6 protein-coding genes are annotated in these 13,092 nt (G+C 31.0%); all 6 read right to left on the reverse strand.

Translation table 11 applies throughout. The features are described 5' to 3' along the window. Nucleotides 1-20: 20 nt before the first annotated feature. The 6 genes from LPB03_RS09090 to LPB03_RS09115 all read right to left on the reverse strand — a co-directional run bounded on the left by LPB03_RS09090 (nucleotide 21) and on the right by LPB03_RS09115 (nucleotide 13,070). A complete protein-coding gene (locus LPB03_RS09090; protein WP_065317624.1) occupies nucleotides 21-1,865 on the reverse strand; it encodes a M1 family metallopeptidase in 1,845 nt (614 codons plus the stop codon). 54 nt (nucleotides 1,866-1,919) lie between these two features. After that, entirely contained in the window at nucleotides 1,920-3,602 is a 1,683-nt protein-coding gene (locus tag LPB03_RS09095) for a S8 family serine peptidase (protein ID WP_065317623.1), read from the reverse strand. An 11-nt stretch (nucleotides 3,603-3,613) separates the two neighbouring features. Beyond that, nucleotides 3,614-4,456, reverse strand: coding sequence for an MBL fold metallo-hydrolase (locus tag LPB03_RS09100; RefSeq protein ID WP_065317622.1), 843 nt, complete (start codon nucleotides 4,454-4,456; stop codon nucleotides 3,614-3,616). 72 nt (nucleotides 4,457-4,528) lie between these two features. After that, complete coding sequence (gene pbpC, locus LPB03_RS09105; protein WP_065317621.1) at nucleotides 4,529-6,877, reverse strand: penicillin-binding protein 1C; 2,349 nt, start codon at nucleotides 6,875-6,877, stop codon at nucleotides 4,529-4,531. 160 nt (nucleotides 6,878-7,037) lie between these two features. Then, a complete protein-coding gene (locus tag LPB03_RS09110) occupies nucleotides 7,038-7,316 on the reverse strand; it encodes a hypothetical protein (protein ID WP_065317620.1) in 279 nt (92 codons plus the stop codon). 201 nt (nucleotides 7,317-7,517) lie between these two features. Further along, on the reverse strand, nucleotides 7,518-13,070 hold the full coding sequence (locus tag LPB03_RS09115; protein WP_065317619.1) for an alpha-2-macroglobulin family protein: 5,553 nt from the start codon (nucleotides 13,068-13,070) through the stop codon (nucleotides 7,518-7,520). Between the last annotated feature and the right edge of the window lie 22 nt (nucleotides 13,071-13,092).

A 13,092-nucleotide genomic window follows, 5' to 3' on the forward strand; every position in this document is an offset into this window, starting at 1 on the left:
ATTTAATTCTCTTCTATTCTTTAATCAACAGAAAAAGAATTATTTTCTAAGTTGATATCTGCCATTAAACCACTTTTATCAATTAGTACAGATTTTACAGTTTTAGCAGCATCAAAAGAATACACAGGATTTGCCCAAGCCCAATCTTCAATTATTTTTGCTGATGTTGGTTTTGCTCCTCTCATTATTCTCAAAGGAATATTAAAATTTTCTGTGCTTCCATCTGTATACGTAACTTCTAAATCGATTGGCATTGGCATTTTACCAATTCTTTCTAACGTTATTTTTTTTCCATCAACAGCTTTAATTCCATAATCTATAGTATGTAAAGTTTGTGACCATTCGTTTAAATACCAATCTAAATGAATCCCAGAAACTTTTTCCATAGAACGTTTAATATCATTTGGAGTTGGGTGTTTAAAACTAAAATCAGTAAAGTATTTCTTTAAACCTTTAGCAACATTTTCTGCACCAATTACATATTCTAATTGCGATAAGAAAATATTTCCTTTCGAGTAACTTGCAGTTCCATAAGCCCAATTCGTTTCATATCTGTCTGCATGTGTAGCAAGATTTTCTTCATAACCTCTTGCAACAATTGTTCTGTAACCTCTGTAAGAACCTGCATGTGGGTTTTCTTTCCCTTCGTTTAAAACTTCATTTTCTGCTTTGTTAGAAATGTAGCTTGTAAAACCTTCATCCATCCAAGGATGTAAACTTTCATTCGTTGCTAATAAAAACTGAAACCAAGTATGTGCCATTTCATGTGCTGTTACACCAACTAAACTTCCAAATTTACGTTTCCCAGTAATTAAGGTAGACATTGCATATTCCATTCCTCCATCTCCACCTTGAATTACAGAGTATTGTTTGTATGGATATTGACCAACATTTTCAGAGAAATAGGTCATTAGCTCTGCTGTTTTTGGTTGCAAATTTTTCCAATTTTGTAAAAATTCAGCTTCTAATGTTTTCTTATAGAAAAAGTGTAAATCAATACCATTTTTCATTTTTACAATATCGTGATTGTAATCAGGATCTGCAGCCCACATAAAATCGTGCACATTGGGTGCTTTAAAATGCCATGTTAATTTATCACCAGCAGGTAAATTTAAAGGCAAATTCTTATCAGCATAATTATGCCCAACTTCTTGCGGATTTTGTAAATAACCTGTTCCACCAACTACATAACTTTTATCAATATGAAGTGTTACATCAAAATCTCCCCAAACTCCATGAAATTCTCTTGCAATATAAGGTGGTGTATGCCATCCTTGAAAATCGTATTCTGCCATTTTTGGATACCATTGAGCCATAGAAAGTGCTACATCTTCTGAGCTATTTCTTCCAGATCTACGAATTTGAACAGGAACTTGTGCATCAAAAAGCATATCAAAAGTTACACTTTCACCAGCTTTTATGGGTGTATTTAATTGCACTTCTAAAATTGTACCAACAGTTTCATGCTTTACTGCTACTCCATTTTGTAGTAAAGAATTTACTTTTATATACCCAATTTCATCTGCATTCAATTTGCTAATTCTATCACGAACTCTTCTGTCAGGATCTGAAATATTTAAAGATCTCAAATCCATTTGAGAACCTGGCTGAAACGCATTAAAATATAAGTGATAAAAAACTCTGTCTAAATCATCAGGAGAATTATTTGTATACACTAATTTTTGCGCTCCTTTATATTGATAGTTGTTTACGTCCATATCAATATCCATAGTATAATCTACTTGCTGTTGCCAATAACCAGGATTATTTTCAGCAGCTTTATTCTGAGCATAAGTAACTTCCTTTGTTTGCGCGCAAGAAATTAAAATTGCTGTAGATAATATTATAAAAAGTATTTTTCTCATTTTGATTGTTTAAGTTCGATATAAAAATATAAAATTAACTGGTAAACAGAAATATTATTTTCCGTTAACAATTCTGTCTGCCATTTGCAAAGCATTATTTGCATTTACAACTCTACCAGTTACAGATAAATCTGAAAAAGGAACCATTTCTCCTTTAGGATTTTCTTGAGATTGTGAACCTGGTTTTACAACTTGTAAATCTATTTTTGTTCCAGAATTCATAATAATCATCTTCACTTGATTTGCAGATAATTCTGGATAGTAAGAACGTATTAAAGCTGCAACTCCAGAAGTTGAAGGTGCTGCCATAGATGTTCCACTAAATTTTGCATACCCATTTTCTGGAGTCGTAGAATGTATTTGAACTCCAGGAGCAAAAATATCAACATTTATTTTTCCATAATTAGAAAATGATGCTGGTAAATTTTCATCATAACTAGCACTCATTGCTCCTATTGATAATAAATTATTTGAAAACTCCATTTTTAAATCTTCAGAATCATTTGGATAAGTTCTTTCAATATCAATATTTTTACCATCATTTCCTGCTGCATTTACAATTAAAACATCCTTTTCTGCTGCGTATTTAATAGCATCATAAACCCATTCTTTATTTGGCGAAAATGGTTTACCAAAACTAGTATTAATCACTTTTGCTCCATTATCTACTGCATATCTAATTCCTAAAGCAACATCTTTATCATATTCATCTCCACCAGAAACTGAACGAACTGCCATAATTTTTACATTATTTGCAACTCCATTCATTCCTATTCCATTATTTCTTGTAGCTCCAATAATTCCTGAAACGTGAGATCCATGAGCTTCATCAATTTCAGAATGCCCAGGATTTCCATCTCCATAACCAGGTTTGTCATTAATATCATAAGGATTATCACCAACAACTGTTCTGTAATCCGTTTTTAAATTATCGCCACTTATTAATTTTTTATTGGCTGCTAATTGATCAATAAAATAATTTACACCACCTTCTATTTCTGTTTTTGCTGCTGCCATAGATGGTAAACCAAAAGCATACATTTGTTTTGCAAAAGCAACTTGATTTGATAAATTTTCATCAGTTGTAGAAATTGCTAAAACTTCTTCTTTTGTATAATCTTCTTTTCCGAAATGTTTTACAAAAGCTTCATTTGCAGTTTTTACACCTTGTAATAATTGCTCATATCTTGTTTTGTTTTGCAACAACGTTTCATTTGCTTTTTTTGCAGCATCCAATTTTTCTTGGTAATAAGCTTTTACTTCAGCTAATGTTTCTGAATCAGCTACTGATGGATTCATTAAAATACGCTCATATTCTAAATGCTCTTTGTAAGATTTTCCTAAAAAATTCCATCCATTAATATCATCTATATAGCCATTTTTATCGTCATCAATTCCATTACCAGCAGTTTCTTTTGTGTTTACCCAAGCAACGTCTACTAAATCTTCGTGTTTTAAATCTGTTCCAGAATCTACAACTCCAACAACTACAGTTACACTCGTTTTTCCCTTTAAAAATTTGTATGCTTTATCTACACTCATTCCTGGAATGGTGTCTGTTGCTAAATCTAAATGTTGCCAATTATCTTTTTCAACATCTGTTAACGCTACTTTTTTAGCAGGAATGTTTATAGCATTATTACTTCCATTAGGGACAGGAAGATTAGGTATTGTTTTACAACTTGCTAAAAAAAGTCCAGCAAATGCCGTATATAAAACTGGTTTTAAAATTCTCATAATAAATTCTCTTAATTAAATAATTCGTTAAATGTAAATGTTTCGTTTAATCGTACTCCTTTTTCTGTATGTTTTACTGTGCAAATTTCAGTATGTGCATCATGCTCTAAAAACAAATAAAAATTTTCATCTGCAGCCAAGTCTAAAAAAGCTGCTTTTTCTTTAATAGTTAATAAAGGTCTTGTATCATAACCCATTACGTAAGGCAATGGAATATGCCCGATTGTAGGTAATAAATCTGCCATAAAAACAATTGTTTTTCCTTGATATGCTATTTTTGGCAACATTTGTTTTTCTGTATGCCCATCCATAAACAACACATCAAAACCAATTTGTTCTTTGTAATTTCTATGAATAAATTCCAACTGTCCACTTTCTTTTATGGGGTTGATATTCTCTTTTAAGAATGATGCTTTTTCCCTTGGATTTGGTTCAGTTGCCCATTTCCAATGTTTGTCATTACTCCAAACTTTTGCGTTTTTAAAAGCGGGAATTAGCAATCCATCTTTAGTTCTTTCAATAACACCTCCACAATGATCGAAATGTAAATGTGTTAAAAAAACATCTGTGATATCATCTTTATGAAAACCTAATTTTTTAAGTGAAGCATCTAAAGAAAAATCGCCAAATAAATAGTAATAACCGTAAAACTTGTCTGATTGTTTTGCGCCCAAACCTGTATCAACTAAAATTAAACGATTGCCATCTTCAATCAACAAACAACGCATACTCATGTCAATCAAGTTATTATCGTCTGCAGGATTTGTTTTTTGCCAAATAGTTTTTGGTACAACACCAAACATTGCACCACCATCTAACTTAAAATTGCCAGTTTCTATAGGATATATTTTCATCTTAAAACAACTTTTTGAATGTTACAAAGATGTTAAAAAAAAGACGATTTTTCGTTAAGAAAATCTAAAGGTTTACTCTTTAATAATTACTATTTGCTGAATCTCATTTCCTAAATGATCCATTACTGTAAATTGATATTCGCCAACTGTTGGTTTCACAGCAAATTGATGCATTTCTTTTGTAGTGCCTAAAAAAGTAGTATTTGAATACCAATACAAAATAGCATCTTTGTTAGAATGTGCTACTTTTAGAATCAATTCATTCTGTTTCCCATCAAAATTTTTGGGTAAAAAAATGGTGCTTTTTTCTGTGGGATATAAAAATTTCATGACGTTTTTATTTTCCCCCAAACAATCTTCTCTAAACTTTGGTAACGATTTATAAAACGGATTTTTATCTTTATAATAATACTCTAATAATGGTGGCAAAACAAACCAAGATTTCTGTTTAATGTTCTCCAAATTTTCGCAAGATGTATTTACTTGGTAATTTTCTGATTTATCAACATTTACCAACATATGAAAAGGACAAGGTGCTGTTTTTAAACCTGAATTCTGGACATATTCCAGCTTTTTTTCTTCGCAAATTTGTGTAGCTCTAAAACCACTTTTTGTACAAATTTCAATTTCTGACATTTCATCAAAAGGATTCTCAAACCAATCTGATTTTGGCAATTTATCAAAAATATCAAACAAAATTGGAGCAGCAGTTTGCACACCCACCAAACCAGGTCTTCCTTCTCCATCTGCATTGCCAATCCAAACCCCAACTACATAATCTTTGGTAGTACCAATTGCCCAAGCATCTCTAAACCCAAAACTTGTACCTGTTTTCCAAGCAATTTGTTTGGAGGAATCAAAAAACTCCCAGTTTTCTTCTGCATTGGGTCTGTTTACGTCTTTTAAACTTTCAAAAGTTAAGTAAATGGAAGCTGCATCAAAAATTATTTTTTCTTTTGATTTTTTTCCGAAATCAACTTTTTTGTAATCATAAAACGTTGGCTCTGTAAACTCATTGGTAAAATATCTACTCGAATTTTCTGAAAAATGATTTACTGTGGATGCCATTGATGCGTAACTTTTGCATAAATCCCACAAGTTACTTTCTGCACCTCCTAAAGCCAAAGTCAATCCATAATGATTTGCATTTTTTTGTAAATCCTTTAGCTTCAATTTTTGCAAATAATGATGAAATTTCTCCAAACCAAAACCCTGCAACATTCTAACAGTTGGCACGTTTAAAGATTTTGACAACGCTAATTTTGCAGAAACTGCTCCAGCATATTTTTTATCAAAATTTTCTGGTTGATAACTTCCATAATTTGTTGGAATATCTGGAACCAACATATTTGGTAACAACTCTCCAGCATCTAACATTGCTGCATATAAAAACGGTTTTAAAATGCTTCCTGTACTTCTTGGTTTTGTAATAATATCCACATATTTCTGATTTTTATTTGTGGTTGGCGAATTCCCAACATACGTTAAAACTTGCCTTGTTTTTACATCTAAAACCAATACAGCAATATTATTAATTCCGTTTTTTGATAGCTGATTATAGTGGTTTTTTACTATTGTATTTGTTTGAGTTTGTAGTTTTTTATCAATCGTAGTTTTTACAAATTGTCCTTTTTTCTGTTGATTTACTTTCTGTAATAAATGCGTTGTTATTTGCGGAATTCGATATGCTTTTTGTGGGATTTCTTCTAATATTGATAATTCATACGTCAACGAATCAATAACATTTTTAGTTAATAATTTTTTTAATAATCGGTTTCTTTTCACCAATAATTTCTGTTGATTTTTCCCTGGATAAATTAAATTTGGTGCATTTGGTAACAATGCTAAAGTTGCAGCTTCAGACCAAGATAAATCTGATGAACTTCGATTAAAATAACGCCAAGAAGCAGCATCTAAACCAACCACATTTCCACCAAAAGGCGCATTTGAACTCCAATACGTAATTATTTTTTCTTTGGATGCCCTAAACTCCAAACGTGTTGCTAAAATAAGTTCTTTGAGTTTTTCAAAATACGTTCTAGATTTATTATCTCTGCTCAATCGAATTACTTGTTGCGTAATTGTACTTCCTCCTCTTTTTACACTTCCTGCTTTTAAATTTTGCTTTAAAGCATTAAAAATTGAAATCGGATTAAATCCTGGATGACTATAAAAATACTCATCTTCAAACTGAATTAAACAGATTTTAAATTTCTCTGGAACAGCATCATTATGAGGAAATCGCCATTGACCATCTTTTGCAATTAAAGCACCTAAAAGTTCATCATTTTTACTCGTAATTACTGTAGATGTTGGTTTTGTAAATAATTCTTTTGGCAAACAAAACGCATAGAAAATCAACAGAATAACAAGGAATATTGTTTTCTTTTTATGTTTTAATATGTAGTTTTTGATGTTCACTTTTGATATTTTTCTCCCTGTAAGGTTTCAAAAACCTTGTAGGTATTTTCTTTTTTTTAAAGTTTAATTGTCATTTCGAAATGAGCCTTTCTAGGCGATTAAGAAATCTCATAACGTTTTCTAATCGTGTGAGATTTCTCCTATCATCGAAATGACAATTTTACTTTTTGTTTGATCTTATAATTAGCAAATAAAATTTATATCCTACCAAACCTCCAATAAAGGATGATAGTATAAAATTTAAAAAATTCGGTCCAGGATGTCCATTATCAGCTCCTCCTGCACTATAAAAAAGTTTCATAAAAGCATTCATTTCGTTCACATGATAAAAACAAACATCAGGAATTAATAAATCATAAATAATTGTAAAACTTAAAAGAAATAGACCAAATGCGCCAAATGAAATTAAAAAATATTTTAATCCTTTATTCTTTTTCATATCACTTTGAAATTTGATTGAAACATCCACTTTGTCATTTCGAAATGAGCCTTTTTAGGCGAGTGAGAAATCTCATAACGTTTTCTAATCGTGTGAGATTTCTCCTATCGTCGAAATGACAATTCGTGCTTTTTAGTTTTAATTTTAGAATTATTAAAAACCTACAAGGTTCAAAAGACACCTTGCAGGTTAATTCAGTTTTTACTTCACAACCTCAATCCAAGCCCCTTTAGTTCTCACTAAATAATCATTGTCATACATGGCTTCTACTTGAATTCCTGGCAAATAATAAGTTCCTAAATACGACGCATTTAATAAAACTGTAAAAGCTTTTGTTTCTGATGTATTTCTTTTTCGATCTAAATCAAAATAAAAATTAACACGATCATCTCTAATATCTGTGTAACGTGCTTCGCTTTTTGCTGTGGTACCAAAATCGGTAAAACGTGTGTTTACAATTTCCCAACCTGAAGGAAAAATTTGCGTTAAAGCAATATCTTTTACAGCCACATTTTTTGGATTACTTACTGTAATTTCTGCCACAAAATCTTGACCTTGTTTTAAACTTTTTATATCAATCTTACTACCACTCAAATCTTTATAATTCAGAGAAACATTTAAACCTCTACTTTCTGCAATTTCATCACCTAAAGGCAATTTTCCAGAATTTACAATTCTTACAAATACAATATTGTTATCATTATTTTTAAAAGTGATTTTATTCGTTCCTTTCTTGATTTCTAAAGTTCTCTGAACCATAGAACTCGCTGTTTTTACAACTTCGGATTTCCCATTATTTGTGTAAGACAAATTCATAGATTTACCTCCGTTTTTCACCACCATTTTTCCAATTGACAACAAACTAAAAGCTGTAGTTTGTGTGCTCATCCAAGAATTACTCGACAATTCTTTTGCAATTGTTTTGGCAACATCTTTGGTGTTTTTATCGTTCGTTAACAACATCGTTTCTAAAGCCATAGCTCTATTTCTAGTCTCAGAACCATAATTGTAATAATTATATCCAGCGAAATTTAAATCGGCTTTTTGCATAATTTCATCAGCGGCTTCTTTTTGCCCAACCAAAGCATAGGTTGCAGCTAATCTCCATTTTGCTTCGTTAGAAATTTGCTTAAATTCTCGTAATCTATTCATGGCAGATAAATCTGGACTGCCAGCTAAAGCCAATGTATATAATGCATATGCTTGACTCAAATCTCTTGAATTTTGATTGTATTTTGGTCGCCAATTCCTAACGGCTTCTTTTTGAAATTTGATAAAATTACTCTTAAAAGTAAATGGTAAAACAAAGCCTTTTTTCTCTGCTTCTAACATAAAATGACCTGCATATGTGGTTCCCCAATCACTAATGTAACTTTCTCCCATCCAATAACTCAAACCTCCATTTGCTTTTTGGAAATTCCCTAAACGTGCAATTCCGTTTTCTATATTTTTTTGAATTTCCAGTTTTTTAACCGAAGTTAAATCGAACAAATCTGTTAAAAATAATTGTGGAAAAACGCTTGATGTTGTTTGCTCTACACAACCATGTGGATATTGAATTAAATACGCTAATCTTCCAGAAAAATTGATTGGCGGAATTGTTGACAACTCCAAAATTGCAGTATTTGTTCCCTCAATTCCAAAAGTTTCAAAATCAATAGTTTGAGATTTATTTCCTTCAATATCCTTGTCAATAACTTTGGATGTAATTGGGTTTGGATTTACAACATCTAATTCCACTTTATAAGTCGATTTCTCTCCATTTCCAGTCGCAATAATTTCAACAGTATTTATACCATTTGCTTTTAAAACATCCAACTCAAAATACAGCATTTTTTCATCTGGTTTTTCAAAACTGATCCTTTGTGTTTTGTTTCCTAAAACTGCAATTCCATTGGACGTTTTCACTTCAATTTGTACGTTTTTCACTTTTTCATCCATCGCAAAAATGGTAATTGGCAGCGTAACTTTTTCTTTTGGCGATAATTTTCTTGGCAAAGTAGCTAAAACCATTAAAGGCTTTTTAACAGCCACAACTTTCTCTGCATTTCCAAAAGCTTCAGTTTCTACATCTCCAGCAATAACCATTGTTCTCACAGATCCAATATAATTTGGCAACGTAATTTTATGCGATTTTTCTGCTCCTTTCTCCAACTGAAAAGGTCCTAAAAATTTGACAACTGGTTTAAATCTATTTGCTTTTTGGTTTTTACCTTTGGCTAAATTTCCATCTCCACCAATGGCAAAAACTTGATCTACACTTCCAGAATAAGCTCCAATTACATCATCAAAAATATCCCAAGTTTTTACACCTAAAGCTTCTCTTGCATAAAAATCGTTGTACGCATTTGGGGTTCTATATCGTGTTAAATCTAACAAACCTTCTTCTACAACTGCCAAAGTGTAGGTCATTGGTTTGTTGTTTTTTTCTGATACTTTAACTGTAAATTCTTTTTCTGGTTTTAGTTCTGCTGGCATTTCGATTTGTGGTGATAATTTTGTGGAAACGTCTTCCACCAAAATCGGAATTATTCCAAATAATCTGATTGGCAAATCGTTTTCTGTAGCTTTGTGTGGTTGTAATAAAGAAATATTTACAAACACATTTGGCGTCATATTTTTAGTGATGACAAGTTCTGCAGTTGTGGTTCCTTTTGTAGTTTTAATCCATTTAGTGTCCAACACTTTTGTACCATTTTCTATACTGATGAGCGCTCTTCCTTCACTTCCAGAAGGAAATGTAATTTTTGCAGTTTCACCAATAGTATACGTTTCTTTATCCGCAGAAAAAACCAACATTTTTGCAGCATCTTTATCATTAGAACTTGAATTGCGCCACCAATTTCTATAAAAATAAGATGTTCTTCCTGTAGAATGCCCACTTTTTTTATCTAAAACTCGTATTAAAAAACGCCCATTATCTCTTTCTGGAATGTTCAAATTAAAACTTCCCTTTCCTTCAGCATTCGTATTTACTTTAATAGTTTGATACGATTTATGATAAGTGCTTGACGAATATTTAGATAAATTATCATCAGAAGAACTCCACCACCAACGCCAATTTATTTGATAAATTGCTATTTCTAAAGCTCTATTTGGTGTTGGTTTTCCATTTTCATCTACAGAAACCACAGAAAAGTTTTGGTTTTCATCTGTAAAAAAAGAACCATATCTATTGCCTTCAGGAGATTTTAAACCTACAAAAGAAGAAAAAGGTGCATATTTTTTTGTGAAAGCATCCATAGAAAAATCACCTCCATTTTCGAAAGCTCTCACTAAAAACTGAACGTTTAACATTCCTGGCGCATTTTCGCCAACCGTTAATTTACTGTTTATTTTTGCTAAACCATTTTCATCTAATTTACCATCAAAAATAGTTGTTTCTTCGGATGAAAAAGTTCTTGATGGATCTGAAAAAACATAATCATTATACCCTTCAAAACTATAATTTGTGGTAGAAATTTTAGCTTTCACTTCTGCTTTTAAGTTTTTTGCTGGCGTTCCAAAAAGCCATTTTACATCTAAAGTTCCTTTAATTGGTTTTTTGCTGGTTAAAATTTCATCACCAAAATCAATCTTAATTTTCAAACGATTTGGTTTAACAGTTTCAATTTTTAAATTCTTGTAAAACTTTGCACCACCAACAGAAACTTTTGCTGTGTAATTTCCTGTTTTTGCTTCTTGTGAAGTTGTTACTGGAAATTTGAAAAAATTATTCAAGTTTTCTGCTGTTATTTTTTTGTACATCAGTTTTCCACTTGGATCTGTAATTTCCATTTTTACAGGATGATTTTTGGGCAGTTTATTATCAGCATCATTCAGCACAAAAGTTAAATGAAGTGAATCTCCAGGTCTCCAAACTCCACGCTCTCCATAAATGTAACCTTTTAAGCCTTTTTGGGTTTTGCTCCCAGAAACATCAAACTTACTTAAAGACAAAGAATTACCATCAAACAATTTTATATAACCTCTATTTTTTCCTTTGGATGCAATTGCAAAAGCCGCATTTTTTGTAGATTCAATCGTTACAAAACCTTCAGCATTTGTAGTACCTTTTGCAATTTCTTGTTGCTGAAAATTATACAATTTAACAGTAGCCTCAATAATTGATGTTGTGTTTAAAATGTTTGTAATTGCGAAAAAATACGAGTTATTTTCTCCTTTTTTTGCGATGATTCCTAAATTGGAAGCCAATAAATTTTGCGCAACTATTTTATCATCACTATAATACGCAGCATTGCATGGGTTTTCTCTTTCTCGCCAATTATAGCTGTAATTTTTGTAACTATACAACTCATTATCCCAATATAATTCTTCTCTTTCATCCTCTTCAAGATCGCTTAAATTATATTCTTCCTCATAATATTCTTCCTGATAATCATCATTTTTTTCGACTGATGAAGTACCTTCTGAACAATCATAAAAAACCTGATTTTTGTTAAAACTTAACTCAACTCTATAAATAGCTCCAGGTTCCGTTTTTACCATTTCAGCAATATCTACACTATAAGCTTTCCATTTTTGTGTGTTATTTTTTTCGTCATCTATTAAAGTGATGGTTTTTTTAGCAACGCTTCTCCCAACTTTTTTTATTTGATAATCTTCATTACTGTTGATGTTATTTTCCTGCAAAAATTGCAACACATTATCTTCATAAATTTTGATGATTCTAACCTCTACTTCTTTGACATTTATGGCTTCAAAATTAAATTTTAAATCGTCTGAATTTGGTAAAATTGTTCCGTTTGAAATTGCTCTAATTTGTGGTTTTTTCTGTTCGAAAGTAATTGATTCAGAAAAAGCAGTTTTCAATTTATAATCATCAGAATTTTTAATTCCTTCAAAAACAGAAACCAAAATATTATCTTCAAATTTATGATCAGCATATACTTTTAACTCATTCCCATTTACAATAAATCTTGGGTTGTCTACATTTTTAATTGTAACTAAACCATCAAAATTTTGTTGCTTTTTTAACGCATCAGAAAAATTAATCGAAATATATTGTTCCGCTAAATTATTGACACTTATATCAACAATTTTAAAATTATTTTTACCAGGAATTAAAACGTCACTTTCTCCTTTAGAGTCTGCTTTTATAATATTTCCATCCCAAGAAACAGTTAATTTTGAATCTTCTACAAAACGCTGAATGCTATCAATTTTAAACTCAAAAACCTTTCCTTTTGCAAAAGATTCGTTCCAAACTACATTTTTTTGAGTACCATTTTGTGATGCTTCAACTAATTGTTTTGCGTTTTCTAAAGTGATGATATCCGCAGATTTTAAAACACCTTCTAGATATTGATATTCCTTTGAATAGGATTGCAAAGTTTTTGTTTGCACATTAAAATTAGGTGTAATTGTTTTAAATTGAAACGTGTAATTTTTGAAGGCTTCATCAATGTTTTTATAAATTTCACTCAGTTTTAAAATAACTGTATATTCTGTATCTGTTGCTAAATCTTCATCAGGAATAAACGTAAAAGCGTGATTATTTAACGTTTTTAATGTTCCTTGCACAAAAGGTTCTATGGATAAAATATCTGTAGAAATTTCTTGATTTGCTTCCCAACCATTAATTTCTTTCCTTAAATTTATATTGATGTTTGCCGTTTTTGAAACAACTCCAGAAGTTGTGTAACTGATATATTCTTTGAACTTATAAATACTATCAGTTTTAACTTTCTCTTTTTTACAAGAAAGAATCAAGAGAAAAAAAGCAAATGTAAAAAGTAGATTTTTGGTTTTCATAGTCGTGAAGTTTATAAGCACA

This window comes from Polaribacter vadi (assembly GCF_001761365.1).
Taxonomy (GTDB): Bacteria; Bacteroidota; Bacteroidia; order Flavobacteriales; family Flavobacteriaceae; genus Polaribacter; species Polaribacter vadi.